The following is a 21,135-nucleotide window of genomic DNA, read 5'->3' on the forward strand; positions in this document are numbered from 1 at the left end:
TATATTGAGACATTATTAATCGAAACTTGATTAGTGTGAGTTTTGTATAATAAAGTGATTATATTGATTCGTTATAAAAATTAAAATGACAACAAATAATAAAAATATTCTTTACTGTTCTTTCTGTGGCAAGAGCCAGCATGAAGTAAGAAAGTTGATTGCTGGTCCAACTGTTTTCATATGTGATGAATGTGTTGAACTATGTATGGACATTATTAAAGAAGAGAGCAAAGATACTTTTGTAAAACATCAAGATGGTCTTCCATCTCCAAAGGAAATCTGTTCAGTATTAGATGATTATGTAATCGGTCAAGCTCATGCGAAGAAAGTATTGTCTGTTGCAGTACACAATCATTACAAAAGATTAAACTACGAAAGCAAAACAAGTAAAAATGTTGAGTTATCAAAATCTAATATACTTTTAGTAGGTCCTACAGGTTGTGGAAAAACATTGCTTGCACAAACTCTTGCTAGAATTCTAGACGTTCCATTTACAATGGCTGATGCAACTACATTAACAGAAGCAGGTTATGTTGGAGAGGATGTTGAAAATATTATTTTAAAATTGTTACAAGCTTCAGATTACAATGTTGAAAAAGCTCAAAGAGGAATAGTTTATATTGATGAAGTTGATAAAATTAGTAGAAAATCTGAAAATCCATCAATTACAAGAGATGTATCTGGTGAAGGTGTTCAGCAAGCTCTTCTTAAAATAATGGAAGGTACAGTTGCAAGTGTTCCGCCTCAAGGTGGAAGAAAACATCCTCAGCAAGAATTTTTACAAGTAGACACTACAAATATATTGTTTATTTGTGGTGGTGCGTTTGCAGGACTTGATAAAATAATTTCTCAAAGAGATAAGGGAACTTCGATTGGTTTTGGTGCAGATGTTAAAAATACTCAAGATAAGAAAACTGGTGAATGGATGAAAGGTTTAGAGCCAGAGGATTTATTAAAATTTGGATTAATCCCAGAATTTATTGGAAGACTTCCAATGATAGCAACACTTGAAGATTTAGATGAAAAATCATTAATAAAAATATTACAAGAACCAAAAAATTCATTAACAAAACAATATCAAGAACTGTTTAAATTAGATGGTGCCAAACTAACTTTTAAAGAAAATGCATTAAAAGAAATAGCGCAAAAAGCAATTAACAAAAAAACTGGAGCAAGAGGCTTGAGATCAATTCTAGAAAATATTTTGTTGAAAACAATGTACGATCTTCCAAGCCAAGATAACATTGAAGAAGTTATTGTTGATGCTGGTGCAGCAAAAGGACAGTCACAACCAATTTTAGTTCATGCTAAAGGTGACAATAAATCTAAGTCTAATAAGACTACAGCGGCTTAATATCCTTAATAAGTAATAAATACCTATTGCATTATAAAATATAATATCCATATTGTACATATGGACGTCAAAATTTCACTGCCCTTACTTCCTTTGAGAGACATTGTAGTCTTTCCAAGTATGGTAATACCTTTATTTGTAGGAAGAGATAAGTCTATTTCAGCACTTAATGAAGTGATGAAGAAAGATAAGAAAATTATTTTAGTAACTCAAAAAAATTCAGAAATTGATGATCCTAAGAAAACAGATGTATTTATGTATGGTTGTGAAGGAAGTATTTTACAGTTATTAAAATTACCAGATGGCACAGTTAAAGTTTTAGTTGAAGGAACTAGAAGAGTAAAAATTTTAGACTTTAAGGATAATGAAAAGTTTATAACATGTGATTACACACACTATAACGATGTTTCACCCAAAGATGAGGACTTATTTCCTTTAGCTGCTACAGCTTTAAGAAGATTAGAAAAATTAACCTCAATAAATAAAAAAATATCTAGTGAAACAATTAATACAATCAAGCAATTAAAAGACCCTTCTCAGATTGCTGACAACATTGCATCTCATATAACTGCTACGATTTCTGAAAAACAACAAATTTTTGAAACTGTAGATGTAAAGAAAAGATTAAACGCCATAATTAAAATAATGGAAAATGAAACAAGTATTATTGGTGTTGAAAAAAGAATTAGGGGCAGAGTTAAAACCCAGATGGAAAAAACTCAAAGAGAGTATTATCTAAATGAACAATTAAAAGCTATTCAAAAAGAACTTGGCGAAATCGAAGACGGTAAAGATGAAACAACCAGCTTGAATAAAGCGATAACAAAAGCAAAGATGCCAAAAGAGGTAGAGAAGAAATGCTTACAAGAGTTAAAAAAATTAAAAAATATGAGTCCAATGTCAGCTGAGGCAACAGTTGTGAGAAATTATTTAGATTGGATGACAGAACTTCCTTGGCATAAAAAAAGTGAGGTAGATATAGATTTAAAGAAAGCTTTAGATATTCTTGATAAAGATCATTTTGGATTAGAAAAAGTTAAAGAAAGAATAATAGAATTTTTAGCTGTTCAAAAAAGAATGGAAAAAATTAAAGGCCCAATTTTATGTTTAGTTGGACCCCCAGGCGTTGGAAAAACCTCATTAGGAAAATCAATTGCAAAAGCTACAAATAGGGAATTTGTTAGAATGTCAGTTGGTGGAATGAGAGATGAAGCTGAAATACGTGGTCATAGAAGAACTTATATTGGTTCTTTACCAGGAAAAATTATTCAGATGATGAAAAAAGCTGGCACAAAAAATCCATTAATTTTATTAGACGAAATAGATAAAATTGGAAATGATTATCGAGGAGACCCTTCTTCAGCATTATTAGAAGCTTTAGATCCTGAGCAGAACACAACATTTAATGATCATTATTTAGAGGTTGATTATGATTTATCTGATGTGATGTTTGTGACAACTGCTAACACTTTGAATATTCTACCTCCTTTATTAGACAGAATGGAAGTAATCAGATTAGCAGGTTATACTGAGGATGAAAAAATCAGCATCGCAAATAAGTATTTGTTACCAAAACAAATTAAAGATAACGGCGTTAAAGAAAAAGAAATGAAGCTGGATGATGATATTATAAAAGAAGTTATTAGAGGCTATACAAAAGAGTCTGGTGTAAGAAATCTTGAAAGAGAAATTTCTAAACTTGCAAGAAAAGTTGTAAAAAAAATTGTAGCTGGTGAAGAAAAAGAGGTAGGAATAAATAATAAAAATTTATCTGATTTTTTAGGTGTTCCCAAGTTTAAGTTTGGAGAATTAGAGGCCGAGAATAGAGTAGGTATAGTAACAGGACTTGCTTGGACTGAGTATGGTGGAGAAATTTTAAAAATTGAGACTGTTACAATGCCAGGAAAAGGAAGAATGCAAATTACTGGTAAATTAGGTGACGTAATGCAAGAGTCAGTTAAAGCTGCAAAATCTTTTGTGAGGTCAAAATGTTTAGAGTATGGAATTATTCCTCCTATTTTTGAGAAAAAAGATTTTCATATTCATGTTCCTGAAGGAGCTACACCAAAAGATGGTCCATCTGCTGGTATTGGAATGGTAACATCGATAATCTCTTCAATTACCAAAATTCCTGTAAGAAGAGATGTTGCTATGACTGGTGAAGTTACTTTAACAGGTCAAGTATTGCCAATTGGTGGTTTGAAAGAAAAATTATTAGCCGCTCATAGAGCTGGAATAAAAGAAGTATTAATTCCCAAAGAAAACGAAAAAGATCTGGTAGATATGCCTAAGAAAATTATAGATGATATTAAGATCACTCCAGTTGAATATGCTGATCAGGTTATAAAGATAGCCCTTACAAAAGAACTTAAACCAACTGAGTGGGTAGAGGTTGATATATCTAAAAAAGACGATAAATCTCAAGCTAGTATTCAATAATAATTAATTTACATTATTTAAGTGTTGATGTAATAAGTAGCCTTGTTTTGGGCGGTTAGCTCAGTTGGTAGAGCATCTCGTTTACACCGAGGGGGTCAAAGGTTCGAGTCCTTTACTGCCCACCAAAACTTCAAAGTGGGGGTGTAGCTCAGTTGGTTAGAGCGATCGCCTGTCACGCGATAGGTCGAGGGTTCGAGTCCCTTCACTCCCGCCACTTTTTCGCATTTTTAATGTTAATATTAATAAAAATGTGACGTATCAGCCCTTCAACAACAGATAAAAACTGATATATAGATTTCCATGTTATCTGATTTTTTAAAAGATTACTTACCGATAATAATATTTTTAATATTAGCCCTGGGGTTAAGTTGTGCTTTTGTGGTTGTAAACTTTATTCTATCACCAAAAAAACCTGATCCTGAAAAACTTTCAGCTTATGAGTGTGGTTTTGAACCTTTCGAGGATTCAAGAATGGAATTTGATGTGAGATTTTATTTAGTTGCAATTCTATTTATTATTTTTGATTTAGAGATTGCATTTTTATTTCCATGGGCAATATCTCTTGGAAATATTGGATTATTGGGTTTTTCATCAATGATGATTTTTTTGTTCATACTTACAATAGGTTTTATTTATGAATGGAAAAAAGGTGCTTTAGACTGGGAATAAAAATTATAAACCACAATGAATAATAAAATAGATCAAGTTCCTGAGGAATTTAAACAACTTGCAGAAGATTTTAGCAAGAATGGTTTTATAACAACCTCCCTTGATAATTTAATTAACTGGTCAAGATCAGGATCACTACATTGGATGACCTTTGGTTTAGCTTGTTGTGCTGTTGAAATGATGCAAACAGCTATGCCGAGATATGATTTAGAAAGATTTGGTGCCGCTCCAAGAGGTTCGCCAAGACAATCCGATGTTATGATAGTTGCAGGCACTTTAACAAATAAAATGGCACCGGCTTTAAGAAAGGTTTATGACCAAATGCCTGAACCAAGATATGTGATTTCAATGGGTAGTTGCGCAAATGGAGGAGGATATTATCATTATTCATATTCAGTTGTTAGAGGTTGTGATCGAATTGTTCCTGTAGATGTTTATGTACCAGGATGTCCTCCATCAGCAGAGGCACTGCTATATGGCATACTACAATTACAAAAAAAAATTAGAAAAAAAGGATCTTTTATTAGGTAGTTATGAAAAGTTTAGAAGATCTAGAAAAAAAAATTAATTCTGAGTTAACTACCAAAATTAACAATACAGAAATTAAACATAACCAAATTTATATTGAAACAGATAAAGAAGATATTGTTGATGTTGCTATATTCTTAAAAACAAATCAAGATACTAAATTTAGGCAATTAATAGATATAACGGTTGTTGATTACCCAGAACAAAATCAAAGGTTTGAAGTGGTATACTTGTTTTTAAGTCATGAATTTAATCAAAGATTGATTGTAAAATATTCAATTGCCGAAAATGAAGTTATTCCATCATTAACTAGCATTTTTCCATCAGCAAACTGGATGGAGAGAGAAGTATTTGATATGTACGGAGTATCTTTCAAGGATCACCCAGATTTGAGAAGAATACTAACGGATTATGGATTTGAAGGTCATCCATTAAGAAAAGATTTTCCATTAACTGGTCACTCGGAGGTCAGATATAGCGAAGATCAGAAGAAGGTAATTAGTGAACCAGTAAAACTTGAGCAAAATTATAGAAATTTTGATTATGAAAGTCCATGGGAAGGAACAAAATACATTAAAGAAGAAATTGAGAATAATGACAAAAAAAATTAAAAATTTAAATTTAAATTTTGGTCCTCAGCATCCTGCGGCTCATGGTGTTCTCAGATTAATTTTAGAGTTAGATGGTGAAGTAGTTGAAAAAGCAGATCCTCACATCGGTTTACTTCATAGAGGAACAGAAAAACTTATCGAAAATAAAACTTATATGCAGGCAGTTCCCTATTTTGATCGTTTAGATTATGTCGCTCCAATGAATCAGGAGCATGCATTCGCACTTGCTGTCGAAAAAATGCTTAAAATAGATGTACCAATTAGAGGGCAATACATAAGAGTTATCTTTTGTGAAATAGGCAGAATCTTAAGTCATATTTTAAATGTTACAACCCAAGCGCTTGATGTTGGGGCGTTAACACCTTCTCTTTGGGGTTTTGAGGAAAGGGAAACCCTAATGACATTTTATGAAAGAGCCTCAGGATCAAGACTTCATGCAAATTATTTTAGAGCAGGAGGTGTTCATCAAGATTTGCCAAAAGGTTTAGAGGAAGATATTGCAAAATTTTGTGAAACGTTTCCGAAAATAATTAACGATTTAGAAAGTTTGTTAACTGATAATAGAATTTTTAAACAAAGAAATGTCGATATAGGAGTCGTCACAAAAGAAGATGCTTTAGATTATTCTTTTTCAGGTGTTATGATAAGAGGCTCAGGTGTTGCATGGGATTTAAGAAAATCCCAACCTTATGACTGCTATGAAAGTTTAGACTTTAAAATACCAGTTGGAAAAAATGGAGATTGTTATGACAGATATTTATGCAGAATTGAGGAAATGAAAGAAAGTGTTTCAATTATCAAACAATGTCTGGCAAAAATGGAAAAAGGTCCAATTAAATCATTAGATGGTAAGATTAGCCCACCACCTAAGGCAGAAATCAAACAATCAATGGAGGCTTTAATACATCATTTTAAACTTTTTACAGAGGGATACAGAGTTCCAAAAGATGAAATTTATACAGCTGTTGAGGCACCAAAAGGAGAATTTGGTGTTTACTTAATATCTGATGGTTCAAGTAAACCATATAAATGTAAAATAAGAGCACCAGGATTTTCACATTTGCAATCAATGGATTATCTAATTAAAGGCCACATGTTAGCTGATGTTCCTGCGGTATTAGGTTCTTTAGATATTGTTTTCGGTGAGGTAGACAGATGAGTTTAAGAAGACCTGCTAAAGATCAGCCAGAAAGTTTTGAATTTAATGCTTCATCATTAGAAGCAGCAAATGTTATTCTTGCAAAATATCCTAGAGGTAAACAGCAAAGTGCTGTAATGGCCTTACTTTATATAGCTCAAAAACAAAATAATAATTGGATACCTTTAGCTGCAATGAAGTACATCGCTAAGTTTTTAGACATGCCTTACATTAAAGTTTATGAGGTAGCTACTTTTTATACAATGTATAATTTAGCTCCTGTAGGCAAATACTTTGTTCAAGTATGCACCACAACACCATGTATGATAAGAGGTGCAAATCAATTAGTTGAGGCTTGTAAAGAAAAAATTTCTGAAAATGAATGTGAATTATCAAATGATAAAATCTGTTCTTGGATGGAAGTTGAATGTTTAGGGGCATGTGTCAATGCTCCAATGATGCAAATTAATGATGACTATTATGAAGATTTAGATAAACAAAAAACTTTAGATATTTTAGATAAAATTTTAAATGGAGAAACCCCAAAACCTGGTTCGTATAGAGGAAGAGTAAATAATGAACCAGAAAATAATAGGAAAACCTTAATGGATTTAAAAAATGCTTAAAGATCAAGATAGAATTTTTCAGAATTTATATAATGACAAAGGCTCAGATGTATCTTCATCACAAGAGAGAGGTGATTGGGTAAATACAAAAGAAATTACTGACAAAGGAAGAGACTGGATAATTAATGAAATTAAAGAATCTCAACTAAGAGGTCGAGGTGGTGCAGGATTTCCTACTGGTTTAAAATGGTCATTTGCGCCAAAAGAAGTTGGATCTAGACCACATTACTTAGTTATTAACGGCGATGAGTCTGAACCAGGAACTTGTAAAGACAGAGACATTTTAAGATTTGAACCTCACAAATTAATAGAAGGTTGTTTAATAGCATCTTATGCAGTGCAAGCACATGTTTGTTATATTTACATAAGAGGAGAATATTTTGTTGATGGGCAAAAACTTCAAACAGCAATAGATGAAGCTTATGAAAAAAAATTGTTAGGTAAAAATGCAGCTGGTACAGGATGGGATTTAGATATTTATATTCATTACGGAGCTGGTGCATATATTTGTGGTGAAGAGACTGCACTACTTGAAAGTTTAGAAGGTAAAAAAGGTCAACCTAGATTAAAACCACCTTTCCCAGCTTTGATAGGCCTATATGGATGCCCTACAATAATAAATAACGTTGAAACAATTGCAGTGGTTCCAACCATTTTAAGAAGAGGAGCCAAATGGTTTGCCTCTTTAGGAAGAGAAAAAAATACTGGGACAAAGATTTTCTGTATTTCTGGAAATGTAAACAATCCTTGCAATGTTGAAGAAGAAATGAGTATTCCTTTAAAAGAATTAATAGAAGTTCATGCTGGAGGTGTAATTGGTGGATGGGAAAATTTACAGGCTGTAATACCTGGAGGTTCTTCAATGCCACTAATACCGAAAGAAAGATGTGAAACTTTAAAAATGGACTTTGATGCATGTGTTGAAGAAAAAAGCGGACTTGGTACAGCTGGTATTGTAGTTATTAACAAAGATCAGGACATTATTAAATGTATGGCAAGGATTGCAAGATTTTACAAACATGAGAGTTGTGGTCAATGTACACCTTGTAGAGAAGGTTCTGGTTGGATGTGGAGAATGCTTGAGAGAATGGCAAAAGGTGATGCAACGAAGGATGAAGTAGATATGTTAGGTGATGTTACAAATCAAATTGCAGGACATACTATTTGTGCTTTTGGAGAAGGCTCATCATGGCCAGTTCAAGGATTGCTTCGACACTTTAAAAAAGAAATTGAGAAAAGAAACAATTTGGATCCTATTGTTCAAAAGAAAAATAATATTCCATATTTAGTTGATCAACATTTATTGGATAAAAAAAATGCTTAAATTAAAAGTAAATGAAATCGAAGTTGAAGTTGAAGAGGGTTTAACTGTTCTTCAAGCTTGCGAAAAAGCTGGAGTAGAAATTCCAAGATTTTGTTACCATGAAAAATTATCGATAGCAGGTAATTGCAGAATGTGTTTAGTTGAAATGGAAAAATCTCCTAAACCAATTGCTTCATGTGCTATGCCAGCTGCTGAGGGTATGAATATTAAAACAAACACTGCTCTTGTTGAAAAAGCTCGTAAGGGAGTAATGGAATTTTTGTTAGCTAACCATCCCTTAGATTGTCCAGTATGTGATCAAGGAGGTGAATGTGATCTTCAAGATCAATCAATGTACTACGGCATAGACAAATCAAGATTTAAAGAAAACAAAAGAGCAGTTCCTGAAAAAAATATGGGACCATTGATTAAAACTCAAATGACAAGATGTATCCACTGTACGAGATGTGTAAGATTTGCAACGGAAGTTGCCGGAGTTCCAGAGCTTGGTGCTATTGGAAGAGGTGAAGATATGCAAATTACAACTTACCTAGAGCAATCAATGCAATCCGAATTGTCTGCAAACGTTGTAGATTTATGTCCAGTAGGAGCCCTAACATCAAAACCTTATGTATTTGAAGCTAGACCATGGGAACTAAAGAAAACCGAAACAATTGATGTAATGGATGCAATTGGATCAAATGTAAGAGTAGATACATATGATTGGGAAGTCAAAAGAGTACTTCCAATTATTAATGAAGATATCAATGAGGAATGGATCTCAGACAAAACAAGATATGCTTGTGATGGTCTTCTACATCAAAGATTAGATACTCCATTTATCAAATACAACAGCAAATTCGAAAAAGCCTCGTGGGATGAAGTGTATAAAATAATTAAATCTAAATTTGAAAACACATCAAAAGAAAAAATATGTGGTTTTGTTGGTGATTTAACTAATATGGAGACCAGTTATATTTTTAAAGAATTTTTTGATCGGACAATTGATAATAAAAATTACGACACAAGATCTGATAACAGATTTATAAATACTTCAAAAAGAGAAAATTATTTATTTAATTCCTCTATTAATGGCATTGAAGAAGCAGATTTAATTTTGATAGTAGGTGCAAACCCGAGATATGAAGCAACTATTTTAAATGCTAGAATTAGAAAAGCCTACTTAAACAACAATACAAAAATTATTTCACTTAATGATGTTGGTGATTTAACTTATCCCTATCAAAGTTTAGATGGTCAAACACAAACTTTAAATAATATTCTTGAAGGAAATCATGACGTATCTAAAGAAATTATTAATTCAAAAAAACCAATAATTATTATTGGTGAGTCTCTACTTAGATTAAAGTCTTCAGAATTTTTGTTTAATAAAACAAAAGAATTTTTATCAAAAAATAATAAAATTTCAGATGAATGGAATTCTTTAAATATTTTATCAACTGATGCAGCAACCGTAGGAAATATTGATCTTGGAATAATTAATAATGAAAATAACTTAATAAATGATTTAAAAGAACATAAATTTGATATTGTTTATCTTGTAGGTCAGGACAATTTAGAATTTGATAAAAAAGATGAATTTATAATTTATCAAGGTAGCCATGGTGACAAAGGTGCTGAGTCCGCTGATATTATTTTACCAGGCTCTGCATATACTGAACAAGATGGATACTTTACCAATCTAGAGGGAAAAATTCAAAAAGCCTACAAAGCATCATATCCACCAGGCGAAGCAAAAGAAGATTGGCAAATAATAAACGAACTTGTTGAAGTTATGAATAATAGAAAATTATTTAATGATAAAGATGAATTAGAAAGCAGCATGTTTAATTATTTAAATTTACAAAAGGAAAAACAGGTAAATGACATTAATAATTCTACTAATGAGTTTCAAAATGAAACTTTAATAATCAAAGTTAAAGATTATTATTTTTCGAATGTTATTGCAAGATCATCAAAAACAATGGTTGAATGTAATAACTCTAAATTAAATCTAAAATCAACAGGTACAGAAGGTTAATATGGAATACTTGAGCATAGTTTTTCAAGAGGTTTATAAGATTTTATTCTTATTAGTTCCTGTTCTTGTTTCTGTAGCAATGATTGTTTGGCTAGATAGAAGAGTTTGGGCTTTTGTTCAAAAAAGACAAGGACCTAACGTTGTTGGTCCGTTTGGCTTATTACAATCTTTAGCAGATGCTTTAAAATATATATTTAAAGAAATCATTATTCCATCTAGCTCAAACAAAGTAATTTTTATATTGGCTCCAATAGTCACGATGACTCTAGCTTTAATCGCTTGGGCTGTAATCCCATTTAGTGCAACTCAGGTTTTGGCTGATATTAATGTTGGAATACTTTATTTATTTGCCGTTTCTTCACTAGGTGTCTATGGAATAATCATGGGCGGGTGGGCATCAAACTCCAAATATCCTTTTCTAGGAGCAATTCGTTCTGCTGCTCAAATGGTATCTTATGAAGTTTCAATTGGGGTAATAATTATAAATGTTTTACTTTGTGTTGGTTCATTAAACTTAAACGACATCGTTATTGCTCAACAAAATATGTGGTTTGTAATTCCATTATTTCCAATGTTTGTAATATTCTTTATTTCCGCTTTAGCTGAAACTAACAGACCACCTTTTGATTTACCGGAGGCAGAAGCAGAGTTGGTTGCTGGTTATCAAACAGAATATTCAGGAATGATGTATGCAATGTTTTGGTTAGGTGAATATGCGAATATTTTATTGATGTGTGCAATGGGAGCAATATTATTTTTAGGTGGTTGGATGTCCCCAATTGATGTTTATCCATTTACATTAGTTCCAGGTGCAATATGGTTAATATTAAAAATTCTTCTTCTATTCATCCTTTTTGCTTTAGTTAAGGCGATAGTACCAAGATATAGATATGACCAATTAATGAGACTTGGTTGGAAAGTTTTTCTTCCTCTTTCTTTAACTTGGGTGGTATTAACAGCTAGCTATTTATTTTATTTTAACCTTTTACCTGTGAATTAATAATGAAGATTACAAGATTTTTTAAAACAATATTAATGACAGATTTCATTGGCGGTTTGTTAATTGCTATTAAAGAATTATTTAAACCAAAAAAAACAATTAATTACCCTTTTGAAAAAGGTAAAATAAGTCCTCGTTTTAGAGGTGAGCATGCTTTGAGAAGATATCCAAACGGAGAAGAAAGATGTATTGCTTGCAAATTATGTGAAGCAGTATGTCCTGCTCAAGCAATAACTATCGAGTCAGCTGCGAGAGAAGATGGAAGTAGAAAGACTACACGTTACGATATTGACATGATGAAATGTATTTACTGTGGTCTATGTGAAGAATCGTGCCCTGTAGATGCAATCGTACAAGGTCCAAATTTTGAATTTTCAACAGAAACAAGAGAAGAACTTTATTACACTAAAGAAAAGTTATTAGATAATGGCGACAGATGGGAGAATGTTTTGGAGGCTAATATTAAAGCTGATAATATCCATAGATAAATGATTGCACACGCTATTTTCTTTTATACATTTTCAATAATTGCTGTTGTTTCAGCTATAATGGTAACAGCCTCTAAAAATACTGTTCATTCAGTATTTTTCTTAATTCTTGATTTCATAAGTATCTCTTGTCTTTTCATAATGATTGGTGCTGAATTCTTGGGAATGATAATGCTAATTGTTTATGTTGGAGCTGTAGCGGTTTTGTTTTTATTTGTAGTGATGATGTTAAATGTAGCACAACAGAAAAATCAATGGTTTGCAGGTCAAGCAACCTCAAAACATATTCCAGTTGGTCTAATTATAAGTACATTAATTTTCTTTGAAATTATAATTGTAATAGGTGGTTGGAAATATAAACCAGAAATTTTTGATATTAATAATTCACTTGCTAGTACAAGTGTAAGTAATACCCATTCATTAGGTCAAGTTTTATATACTGACTATATCCACGTCTTTCAAATTAGTGGAATGATCCTTTTAGTTGCCATGGTAGGGGCCATAGTATTAACTTTTAGACAAAGATCAGGTGTTAAAAAACAAAGTTATATCAAGCAAATATCCAGAGAAAGAGCAGAGGGTGTTGAGGTTCTAGAGGTTCAAAGTAATAAAGGAGTTAAAATAGATGACTGAGATAGGTTTAGGACATTATTTAACTCTAGGTGCTGTGATTTTCTCAATTGGCATCATTGGTATTTTTCTAAACAGAAAGAACATCATTGTTATATTAATGAGTATTGAATTGATATTACTTGCTGTAAATATCAATTTAGTTGCTTTTTCTATTTATTTAGGAGATTTGGCAGGACAAGTCTTTACTTTATTCATTCTTACTGTTGCAGCAGCAGAAGCAGCTATTGGATTAGCAATCATTGTCGTGTATTTCAGAAACTCTGGAACAATACGAGTTGAAGAAATAGATAAGTTAAAAGGATAACCATGGAATTATTGATTATATTTCTTCCACTTATTGCTTCAATTGTATCTGGTTTTTTTGGTAGATATATAGGTGATAGAAATTCTGAAATAGTAACAAGTGCTCTGGTTTCAATTTCTGCACTTTTATCAATTTATGTCCTTTATCAAGTAATCGTAAATCAATATGAAGAAAATATTGTCATAGCCACATGGATAAGCTCGGGTTCACTTGATGTAAATTGGTCAATGTTAATTGATCCGTTATCAGCAGTAATGTTAGTAGTTGTAACTTCCGTATCTGCTTTAGTGCATATTTATTCAATTGGTTACATGTCTCATGATCCTCATAAGCCAAGATTCATGGCTTACTTATCATTATTCACTTTTGCTATGTTGATGCTTGTAACATCAGATAATTTTATTCAATTATTTTTTGGCTGGGAAGGTGTTGGTCTTTGTTCTTATTTCTTAATAGGTTTTTGGTTTAAAAAAGAAAGTGCAAATGCTGCAGCAATAAAAGCATTTGTTGTAAACAGAGTAGGTGACTTTGGTTTTGCTTTAGGAATTTTTTTAATATTTTATTTATTTGGAACTGTTAATTACTCTGAAGTTTTTCAACAAATTCCAACTGTTGTAGATAAAAATTTATCTTTTTTAGGTTTTGAAGTTAAAGCAATAGATCTAATTTGTTTACTTTTATTTATTGGAGCAATGGGTAAATCTGCACAGATATTACTGCATACTTGGTTACCTGATGCTATGGAAGGTCCAACACCTGTTTCTGCATTAATTCATGCAGCAACGATGGTAACAGCTGGTGTTTTCTTAGTTGTAAGATGTTCTCCAATCTATGAATATTCACCATTGATACTAAATTTTATAACTATCGTTGGAATGACTACAGCATTCTTTGCAGCAACCGTCGCTCTAGTTCAAACAGATATAAAAAAAATTATTGCTTACTCTACATGTAGCCAACTTGGTTATATGTTTTTTGCAGCTGGAGTAGGTGCATACAATGTTGCTATGTTTCACTTATTTACTCATGCATTTTTCAAAGCTTTATTATTTTTAGGATCTGGTTCAGTAATCCATGCATTTAAAGATGAGCAAAATATAAATAACATGGGAGGTGTATGGAAAAAGTTACCATATACATATACTTTAATGATAATAGGAACACTTGCATTAACAGGTTTTCCATTTTTATCAGGATTTTATTCTAAAGACGCAATTATAGAATTTGCATATTTAAAAGGTAATACCACTGGTTATTATGCAGCTGGAATTGGAATAATTACAGCATTTTTAACATCTATTTATTCATGGAGATTGATATTTAAAACTTTCCATGGAGAGTATAATAACAAAGAGATCAAAATAGAGGAAACACATGAGTCCCCATTGGTTATGCTCGTTCCATTATTTATTCTCTCAATAGGAGCTGTTTTTGCTGGTTTTCTATTTAAAGGACTATTTATTGGTCATGGTGAGAATTTATTCTGGGCAGAGTCTATTAAGTTCTTAGAACCTTTGAGTGCTGAGCACCCACCTTTATGGTTTTTACTTTTAACACCATGTTTAGTTTTAGTATCTATTCCAATTGCTTATTACTTATTTGTAAAAAACAAAGAGCTTCCTAATTCAATAGTTTCTATAAACAAACCTTTGTATAATTTTTTAGTTAACAAATGGTATTTTGATGAGTTGTATGATGTGTTGTTTATTAAATCCTCAAAAAAACTAGGTCTATTTTTATGGAAATTTTGTGATGGAACTATAATAGATGGTTTTGGTCCTGATGGAATTTCTTCTTTTATAAAAAAATGTTCAATCAAAGCAACTAAATTTCAAAGTGGTTTTATCTATCAATATGCATTTGTAATGTTATTAGGTTTCTCTGCTTTACTAACTTTTTTAATAGTTAAATAATGAGTTTTCCTATTCTTTCATCTTTAATATTATTGCCAATAGTTGGTGCTTTATTTTTATTTTTTACTAAAGACAAAGAAGGAAATAATTTAACTGCTAAATATGTTGCTTTATTTACAACTGTAGTAAATTTTTTAATTTCGATTTATCTGTGGATTTCTTTTGACCAATCAACATCTAGTTTTCAATTTGTAGAAGATAGAGTATGGATTGAAGGATTTATTAATTATAAAGTTGGAGTAGATGGTATTTCAATTTTATTTATTATTTTAACTACATTTATAACTCCCATTTGTATTATATCTGTAAATAATTCAGTCAAAAATAGATTAAGAGATTTTTTAATTGCAATTCTAATCATGGAAAGTTTCATGATAGGTGTTTTCTGTGCACTTGATTTAGTTGTATTCTATTTATTTTTTGAAGCCGGATTGATCCCAATGTTTTTAATTATTGGTATTTGGGGAGGCGCAAGAAGAGTTTATTCAGCATTCAAATTCTTTTTATATACACTATTGGGATCTGTTTTAATGTTGGTTGCAATAATTTCAATTTATTGGATTACAGGAACAACCGACGTAGTTCAACTATATGAAATTGGTATTGATGTTAAATACCAAAATCTATTGTGGTTAGCATTTTTTAGTTCTTTTGCTGTTAAAACACCTATGTGGCCAGTTCATACATGGTTACCTGATGCTCACGTTGAGGCTCCTACCGCTGGATCTGTTTTGTTAGCTGCCATATTATTAAAGATGGCTGGATATGGTTTTATAAGGTTTTCTTTAGGTCTATTCCCGATTGCATCTGAAGTATTTACACCATTAATTTACACTCTGAGTGTTATAGCAATCATATTTACATCACTGATAGCTTTAATGCAGGAAGATATGAAAAAGTTAATTGCTTATTCATCAGTTGCGCATATGGGTTTTGTAACTTTGGGTATATTCACTTTGCAACAACAAGGGATTGAAGGAAGTATAATTCAAATGATTAGTCACGGATTAGTTTCGGCAGCATTATTTTTAACTGTTGGTGTAGTTTATGACAGAATGCATTCCAGATTGATAAGTACTTATGGCGGGCTAGTTTCTGTAATTCCAAAATATTCAATACTATTTATGTTATTTGCTTTGGCATCTCTAGGTTTACCTGGAACTAGTGGTTTTATTGGTGAGTTTTTAATATTAATGGGAGCTTTTAAAGATAATTTTTTAGTGGCAGTTATAGCAAGTATTGGGGTGATTTTAGGAGCCGCATACATGTTGTGGTTATATAAAAGAGTAGTATTTGGAAAATTAATAAACGATGATCTTAAAAAAATTTTAGATTTAAATAGATCTGAATACTTTATTTTAAGTTGCTTAGCTGCACCAATCTTATTTTTTGGTTTTTATCCTGATCCATTAATAAACACTATTGAAGTTTCTGTGACCGATCTAATTAATATGCATAACTCAAATATAGCTAGTAAATAATATGGAAAATTTAAATTTAGTATTACCTGAAATTTTTATCTCACTTTCAATAATGTTTTTACTTGTTTTGGGTGTGTTTAAAAAAGATAGTTCTAAAATCACATTTATTTTGTCTTTGTTCGCAATTTTAATTACAGCGATAATAACAATTAATGAAACTTTCTCTGTCAGCAGGGAAACTTTATTTAATGAAAGTGTTGTGATTGATAGTTTGTCTTCACTAATGAAAATTATAACATTGGTTGGAGGTTTTTTAGTTTTAATTATTTCTTCAAGTTATTTAAAAACATTTAAAATATACAATATTGAATACCCTATTCTTATTTTGAGCTCTATTCTGGGTATGATGGTAATGATCAGTTCAAATGATTTAATTGTTTTTTATATGGGTTTAGAATTGCAATCATTAGCTCTTTATGTTTTAGCCACATATAATAGAGATCAACTAAAATCATCCGAAGCTGGTTTAAAATATTTTGTTTTAAGTGCATTATCATCAGGATTATTATTATATGGATGTTCTTTAGTTTATGGTTTTTCGGGTTCTACCAATTTTGATATAATATCAAATCAACTAAATTCTAATGAATATGTTTTAACATTTGGAATAGTGTTTATCTTAGTTGGTTTAGCTTTTAAAATTTCTGCAGTTCCGTTTCATATGTGGGCACCTGATGTTTATGAGGGATCTCCAACAACTGTAACATTATTTTTTACAATGGTACCCAAAATAGCTGCTTTAACTGTATTAATAAGGTTTTTGTATGTTCCTTTTTTAAATTTAATCGATCAGTGGCAAATGATAATTGTTTTCTTATCAATTGCTTCAATGATTTTTGGAGCAGTTGCAGCAATAGGACAAACTAATATTAAAAGACTAATTGCCTACAGTTCTATTAGTCATATTGGTTATACTTTAGCAGGATTAGCTACTGCATCTAATGAAGGAATTCAAAGTTCAATAATCTATATTTCAATTTATGTTGTAATGAATTTAGCTCTTTTCTGTTGTCTATTAATGTTAAGAAGAAAGGATCAATATTATGAGGATATTAGTGATCTTTCGGGATTATCAAAAAACCATCCGATGTTATCTTTATGTTTACTTGTAATACTGTTTTCTTTAGCAGGTATCCCGCCCCTTGCTGGTTTCTTTGCAAAATTTTATGTTTTTATAGCAGTGTTAGAACAATCAATGTATTTCTTAGCTATAGTAGGTTTATTATCTACTGTAGTTGCAGCATTCTATTACCTAAGAATTATAAAAATCATATACTTTGATAAAGAAAAAGACAAATACGATACTGACCATAGTTTATGGTTAAAATTTTCACTTACAGTTTCAACGATATTAATCCTTTTATACTTCATATTCCCAAGTCAGTTGATAGAAGTTGTTTCAAGAATTAATATTATTTGATGAAATTAAAAAAATTTAAATTTAAAAAAGTTAAAAGCACAAATAATACTGCAATAAGAATTGTCAAAGAAACTAAATACAACTTAGGTATGGTTGTTGCTGAAACACAAGTAAATGGTAGAGGACAGTATGGAAGAAAATGGATATCATTAAAAGGAAATTTATTTGTCTCTTTTTTTAATGAACTAAATCAAACGAAACTATCGATTAATGCTATAACAAAAGTCAATTGTCTTTTAGTCAAAAAATTACTCTCGTTATTTACAAGAAAAAAAATTTTATTTAAAAAACCGAACGACTTATTAATTGATAAAAAAAAAATTAGTGGCATTTTACAAGAAATCATATTTGTAAGAGATAAAAAATTTTTAATTACTGGTATAGGCATAAATATTAAAAAAAATCCAATTATAAGGAATTATCCTGCCACAAACTTGCAAGAGATAACTAAAAAAAGTATTAGTAAATTAATTGTAGAATATAAACTAAAACAACTTTTTGAAAAAAATTTATCTAAACTGTATAAAATTTAATAATGTATATTCTTGGTGATATTGGTAATACAGAAACAAAATTATGTATTGTTTCTAAAAATAATAAAATTTCAAAAAAAATTACTTTTTTATCAAAATCTGTAACCAACAAGCAGCTTAAAAGTTTATTTAAAAAAAATAAAATTCAATTAAATAAAATTGAAAAAATATTATTTTGTAGTGTTGTTCCAAAAACATTTTCTATAATTAATCAATTTTTATCGAAAAAAGTTAAAATAAAATGCTATGAAGTTAAAAAATTAAACTTAAAATCACTTATAAAAATCAAAGTAGATTATAAACAGGTAGGCTCAGATAGAATTACTAATGCTATAAGTTTAATGAACAATAAAAATAATTTTATAATTTTAGACTTTGGTACAGCAACAACATTCGATGTACTAATTAAAAATACTTATTATGGAGGAATTATTGCTCCTGGAGTTAAATTATCTCTTAATACCTTGTCTGATAAAGCAACTTTGATACCAAAAATAGATTTAAAAAAGATTAATAAAGTCATAGGTAACAATACAATCTCAGCCGTTAGATCAGGATTTTTTTGGGGTTATGCAGGTTTAATTGACAATATTATTAATTTAATTAAGAAAGAGACTGGAAAATCTTTTAAAGTAATTATTACTGGTGGATTTTCAAATTTATTTAAAAACTCAATAAAAACGAAAGCAAGTCATAACCAAGATATAACAATTAAAGGATTATTAAAAATTTCAAAATTAATTTAACAATATGAAAGATGAACTATTATTTTGTCCCTTAGGTGGATCAGGTGAAATAGGCATGAATATGAATTTGTTCGGCTATGGGAAGCCCAGTGATCATAAATGGATTATGGTCGATATAGGGGTGACATTTGCAGATGATACTATTCCAGGTGTTGATTTAATTTATCCAGATCCTGGGTTTATAGTTGAAAGAAAAGATAATTTATTAGGAATAGTTTTGACACATGCTCACGAGGATCACATTGGTGCAATTGCTCATTTATGGCCAAAATTACAATGTAAAATTTTTGCAACGCCTTTCACAGCTGTATTAATTAGAGAAAAATTTAGAGAAAAACAAATCGATATAACTAATGATTTACAGATTGTTGAGTTAAATGGAAAAGTTTCTTTAGACCCATTTGAAATTGAATACATTACTTTAACGCATTCTATATTAGAACCAAACGGACTTAGAATAAAAACTCCTGCAGGAGTTATTTTGCATACAGGTGATTGGAAGGTAGATCCAAATCCTTTGATTGGAGACAATATAAACGAAAAAAGATTAAAGGAAATTGGTGAAGAAGGTGTACTAGCAATGATTTGTGACTCAACTAATGTTTTTAGCTCCGGTAGATCAGGTTCAGAATTAGATGTAAGAAAAAATATGTTAAACGTTATGTCTCGATTAAAAAAAAGAATAATCATAACGTCATTTGCTTCCAACGTAGCTAGAATGGAGACAGCTTTTTATTGTGCGGAACAAACAGGAAGACAAATCTCTTTAGTTGGTAGATCAATGCATCGTATTTATAAAGCTGCACGTCAATGTGGATATTTAAAAAATACAATTGAGCCAATTGATCCAAGAGAAGCTAAAAATTTTTCAAGAGAAAAAATTGTGTATTTATGTACCGGAAGTCAAGGCGAACCAATGGGTGCAATGATGAGAATTTCTAGTTATGTTCATCCAGATGTTTTTATTGAAAAAGGTGATGCTGTAATTTTTTCTTCAAAAATCATACCTGGTAATGAAAAAAAACTTTATAAACTTCACAACCAACTTGTTAAGGATGGAATAGAAGTAATATCTGAAGAAACTGAGTTTGTTCATGTTTCTGGGCATCCAAATAGAGAAGACCTTAAAGAGATGTATCAATGGGTAAAACCTAGATGCGTAATACCTGTGCACGGTGAACATAGGCATATGATTGAACACATTAATTTTGCAAAAGAAATGCAAGTGCCACATCCAGTTCAGGTAGAAAATGGTGATATCGTAAAGTTATATCCAGGTGAAAAACCTGAAGTATATGACAAGGCGCCAAGCGGGAGACTTTATTTAGATGGTAGTGTAAGTGTTGATCCAGATTCTCAATCGATAAAAGATAGAAAAAATTTAAGTGCAAATGGATATTTAGAGGTAACTATTATGATTACACCAAAAGGTAACATACATAATGATCCAGTGCTTTCTTTTAGAGGCTTGCCAATCGAAGATAAAGATGAGTTTACTTATGGGTTAGTTGAAGAAATAGAAATAATATCAAAAACTTTTAAAGTTGGAAGTAAACAACAAGAACACAATCTTATTGATGCATTAAAAATTGCTTGCAGAAAATTTTCTAAAGAAAGAACAGGAAAAAAACCTTTTACCAATATCAATTTAGTAAGAATTTAATGAGCGCAACAGGCTTAGCTATTATCTATATAATTATATGGTGGATAGTTTTTTTTGCTATTCTACCTATTGATGTGAATCGAACAAAGACTGTAAAAATTGATGGTGAGGATCCCGGCTCACCTGAAAATCCAAAAATGCTGAAAAAATTCCTTTATTGCACTGGAATTACTACTGTCATTTTCATAATAATTTACTTATTAATTAAATTTGAATATTTAAATTTAAGAAATATGATTAATTGA

Annotated in this window: 20 protein-coding genes and 2 tRNA genes; all 22 read left to right on the forward strand. The window is 30.7% G+C overall.

Going from position 1 to position 21,135, the window contains the following annotated elements; genetic code table 11:
- Positions 1–85: 85 nt before the first annotated feature.
- The 22 genes from clpX (at position 86) to ACTT9R_RS07260 (ending at position 21,135) form a co-directional block, all read left to right on the forward strand.
- Positions 86–1,354: an ATP-dependent Clp protease ATP-binding subunit ClpX gene (gene clpX / locus ACTT9R_RS07155; protein ID WP_440927308.1), complete on the forward strand. Its 1,269-nt coding sequence runs from the start codon at positions 86–88 to the stop codon at positions 1,352–1,354.
- A 60-nt stretch (positions 1,355–1,414) separates the two neighbouring features.
- Positions 1,415–3,793 carry an endopeptidase La gene (lon, locus tag ACTT9R_RS07160; protein WP_440927309.1) on the forward strand — a complete coding sequence of 793 codons (2,379 nt, stop codon included), beginning with the start codon at positions 1,415–1,417 and terminating at the stop codon, positions 3,791–3,793.
- A 49-nt stretch (positions 3,794–3,842) separates the two neighbouring features.
- Positions 3,843–3,918 (forward strand) — tRNA-Val (locus ACTT9R_RS07165).
- Between the two features lie 12 nt (positions 3,919–3,930).
- Positions 3,931–4,007: transfer RNA gene (locus ACTT9R_RS07170), tRNA-Asp, on the forward strand.
- An 86-nt stretch (positions 4,008–4,093) separates the two neighbouring features.
- On the forward strand, positions 4,094–4,462 hold the full coding sequence (locus ACTT9R_RS07175; protein ID WP_440927310.1) for an NADH-quinone oxidoreductase subunit A: 369 nt from the start codon (positions 4,094–4,096) through the stop codon (positions 4,460–4,462).
- A gap of 15 nt (positions 4,463–4,477) precedes the next feature.
- Positions 4,478–4,993: a NuoB/complex I 20 kDa subunit family protein gene (locus ACTT9R_RS07180; RefSeq protein ID WP_023853927.1), complete on the forward strand. Its 516-nt coding sequence runs from the start codon at positions 4,478–4,480 to the stop codon at positions 4,991–4,993.
- A gap of 2 nt (positions 4,994–4,995) precedes the next feature.
- Positions 4,996–5,601: an NADH-quinone oxidoreductase subunit C gene (locus ACTT9R_RS07185; protein ID WP_440927311.1), complete on the forward strand. Its 606-nt coding sequence runs from the start codon at positions 4,996–4,998 to the stop codon at positions 5,599–5,601.
- Positions 5,585–6,760 carry an NADH-quinone oxidoreductase subunit D gene (locus ACTT9R_RS07190; RefSeq protein ID WP_440927312.1) on the forward strand — a complete coding sequence of 392 codons (1,176 nt, stop codon included), beginning with the start codon at positions 5,585–5,587 and terminating at the stop codon, positions 6,758–6,760. Before ACTT9R_RS07185 ends, ACTT9R_RS07190 begins: the two co-directional genes overlap by 17 nt.
- Entirely contained in the window at positions 6,757–7,365 is a 609-nt protein-coding gene (nuoE, locus tag ACTT9R_RS07195; protein WP_440927313.1) for an NADH-quinone oxidoreductase subunit NuoE, read from the forward strand. The genes ACTT9R_RS07190 and nuoE overlap by 4 nt, the downstream gene beginning before the upstream one ends.
- Complete coding sequence (nuoF, locus tag ACTT9R_RS07200; protein ID WP_440927314.1) at positions 7,358–8,689, forward strand: NADH-quinone oxidoreductase subunit NuoF; 1,332 nt, start codon at positions 7,358–7,360, stop codon at positions 8,687–8,689. The genes nuoE and nuoF overlap by 8 nt, the downstream gene beginning before the upstream one ends.
- Complete coding sequence (nuoG, locus tag ACTT9R_RS07205) at positions 8,682–10,709, forward strand: NADH-quinone oxidoreductase subunit NuoG (RefSeq protein WP_440927315.1); 2,028 nt, start codon at positions 8,682–8,684, stop codon at positions 10,707–10,709. Before nuoF ends, nuoG begins: the two co-directional genes overlap by 8 nt.
- Before the next feature lies 1 nt (position 10,710).
- Positions 10,711–11,709, forward strand: coding sequence for an NADH-quinone oxidoreductase subunit NuoH (gene nuoH, locus ACTT9R_RS07210; protein WP_072090495.1), 999 nt, complete (start codon positions 10,711–10,713; stop codon positions 11,707–11,709).
- A 2-nt stretch (positions 11,710–11,711) separates the two neighbouring features.
- The gene (gene nuoI, locus ACTT9R_RS07215; protein ID WP_440927316.1) at positions 11,712–12,197 is read left to right on the forward strand and encodes an NADH-quinone oxidoreductase subunit NuoI; all 486 of its coding nucleotides are present in this window, start codon (positions 11,712–11,714) and stop codon (positions 12,195–12,197) included.
- A complete protein-coding gene (locus tag ACTT9R_RS07220) occupies positions 12,198–12,830 on the forward strand; it encodes an NADH-quinone oxidoreductase subunit J (protein ID WP_440908616.1) in 633 nt (210 codons plus the stop codon).
- Positions 12,823–13,134 (forward strand): NADH-quinone oxidoreductase subunit NuoK, encoded by a 312-nt coding sequence (gene nuoK, locus ACTT9R_RS07225; RefSeq protein ID WP_075485602.1) that lies wholly within the window; start codon positions 12,823–12,825, stop codon positions 13,132–13,134. Before ACTT9R_RS07220 ends, nuoK begins: the two co-directional genes overlap by 8 nt.
- 2 nt (positions 13,135–13,136) lie before the next feature.
- On the forward strand, positions 13,137–15,047 hold the full coding sequence (nuoL, locus tag ACTT9R_RS07230; RefSeq protein ID WP_440927317.1) for an NADH-quinone oxidoreductase subunit L: 1,911 nt from the start codon (positions 13,137–13,139) through the stop codon (positions 15,045–15,047).
- Positions 15,047–16,528: an NADH-quinone oxidoreductase subunit M gene (locus ACTT9R_RS07235; RefSeq protein ID WP_440927318.1), complete on the forward strand. Its 1,482-nt coding sequence runs from the start codon at positions 15,047–15,049 to the stop codon at positions 16,526–16,528. The genes nuoL and ACTT9R_RS07235 overlap by 1 nt, the downstream gene beginning before the upstream one ends.
- Before the next feature lies 1 nt (position 16,529).
- Entirely contained in the window at positions 16,530–17,948 is a 1,419-nt protein-coding gene (nuoN, locus tag ACTT9R_RS07240) for an NADH-quinone oxidoreductase subunit NuoN (RefSeq protein WP_440927319.1), read from the forward strand.
- Entirely contained in the window at positions 17,948–18,481 is a 534-nt protein-coding gene (locus ACTT9R_RS07245; RefSeq protein WP_440927320.1) for a biotin--[acetyl-CoA-carboxylase] ligase, read from the forward strand. Before nuoN ends, ACTT9R_RS07245 begins: the two co-directional genes overlap by 1 nt.
- Positions 18,482–18,483: 2 nt before the next feature.
- Entirely contained in the window at positions 18,484–19,227 is a 744-nt protein-coding gene (locus ACTT9R_RS07250; RefSeq protein ID WP_440927321.1) for a type III pantothenate kinase, read from the forward strand.
- Positions 19,228–19,231: 4 nt separating this feature from the next.
- Positions 19,232–20,890 carry a ribonuclease J gene (locus tag ACTT9R_RS07255; RefSeq protein ID WP_440927322.1) on the forward strand — a complete coding sequence of 553 codons (1,659 nt, stop codon included), beginning with the start codon at positions 19,232–19,234 and terminating at the stop codon, positions 20,888–20,890.
- On the forward strand, positions 20,890–21,135 hold the full coding sequence (locus ACTT9R_RS07260; RefSeq protein WP_075484785.1) for a DUF1467 family protein: 246 nt from the start codon (positions 20,890–20,892) through the stop codon (positions 21,133–21,135). The genes ACTT9R_RS07255 and ACTT9R_RS07260 overlap by 1 nt, the downstream gene beginning before the upstream one ends.

Source organism: Candidatus Pelagibacter sp. (assembly GCF_052049835.1).
Classification (GTDB): domain Bacteria; phylum Pseudomonadota; class Alphaproteobacteria; order Pelagibacterales; family Pelagibacteraceae; genus Pelagibacter.

What these genes read in the sequence shown, in the direction of transcription:
- clpX (WP_440927308.1), top strand. Translation starts at nt 86, where the DNA reads ATGACAACAAATAATAAAAATATTCTTTACTGTTCTTTCTGTGGCAAG.
- lon (WP_440927309.1), top strand. Translation starts at nt 1,415, where the DNA reads ATGGACGTCAAAATTTCACTGCCCTTACTTCCTTTGAGAGACATTGTA.
- ACTT9R_RS07175 (WP_440927310.1), top strand. Translation starts at nt 4,094, where the DNA reads ATGTTATCTGATTTTTTAAAAGATTACTTACCGATAATAATATTTTTA.
- ACTT9R_RS07180 (WP_023853927.1), top strand. Translation starts at nt 4,478, where the DNA reads ATGAATAATAAAATAGATCAAGTTCCTGAGGAATTTAAACAACTTGCA.
- ACTT9R_RS07185 (WP_440927311.1), top strand. Translation starts at nt 4,996, where the DNA reads ATGAAAAGTTTAGAAGATCTAGAAAAAAAAATTAATTCTGAGTTAACT.
- ACTT9R_RS07190 (WP_440927312.1), top strand. Translation starts at nt 5,585, where the DNA reads ATGACAAAAAAAATTAAAAATTTAAATTTAAATTTTGGTCCTCAGCAT.
- nuoE (WP_440927313.1), top strand. Translation starts at nt 6,757, where the DNA reads ATGAGTTTAAGAAGACCTGCTAAAGATCAGCCAGAAAGTTTTGAATTT.
- nuoF (WP_440927314.1), top strand. Translation starts at nt 7,358, where the DNA reads ATGCTTAAAGATCAAGATAGAATTTTTCAGAATTTATATAATGACAAA.
- nuoG (WP_440927315.1), top strand. Translation starts at nt 8,682, where the DNA reads ATGCTTAAATTAAAAGTAAATGAAATCGAAGTTGAAGTTGAAGAGGGT.
- nuoH (WP_072090495.1), top strand. Translation starts at nt 10,711, where the DNA reads ATGGAATACTTGAGCATAGTTTTTCAAGAGGTTTATAAGATTTTATTC.
- nuoI (WP_440927316.1), top strand. Translation starts at nt 11,712, where the DNA reads ATGAAGATTACAAGATTTTTTAAAACAATATTAATGACAGATTTCATT.
- ACTT9R_RS07220 (WP_440908616.1), top strand. Translation starts at nt 12,198, where the DNA reads ATGATTGCACACGCTATTTTCTTTTATACATTTTCAATAATTGCTGTT.
- nuoK (WP_075485602.1), top strand. Translation starts at nt 12,823, where the DNA reads ATGACTGAGATAGGTTTAGGACATTATTTAACTCTAGGTGCTGTGATT.
- nuoL (WP_440927317.1), top strand. Translation starts at nt 13,137, where the DNA reads ATGGAATTATTGATTATATTTCTTCCACTTATTGCTTCAATTGTATCT.
- ACTT9R_RS07235 (WP_440927318.1), top strand. Translation starts at nt 15,047, where the DNA reads ATGAGTTTTCCTATTCTTTCATCTTTAATATTATTGCCAATAGTTGGT.
- nuoN (WP_440927319.1), top strand. Translation starts at nt 16,530, where the DNA reads ATGGAAAATTTAAATTTAGTATTACCTGAAATTTTTATCTCACTTTCA.
- ACTT9R_RS07245 (WP_440927320.1), top strand. Translation starts at nt 17,948, where the DNA reads ATGAAATTAAAAAAATTTAAATTTAAAAAAGTTAAAAGCACAAATAAT.
- ACTT9R_RS07250 (WP_440927321.1), top strand. Translation starts at nt 18,484, where the DNA reads ATGTATATTCTTGGTGATATTGGTAATACAGAAACAAAATTATGTATT.
- ACTT9R_RS07255 (WP_440927322.1), top strand. Translation starts at nt 19,232, where the DNA reads ATGAAAGATGAACTATTATTTTGTCCCTTAGGTGGATCAGGTGAAATA.
- ACTT9R_RS07260 (WP_075484785.1), top strand. Translation starts at nt 20,890, where the DNA reads ATGAGCGCAACAGGCTTAGCTATTATCTATATAATTATATGGTGGATA.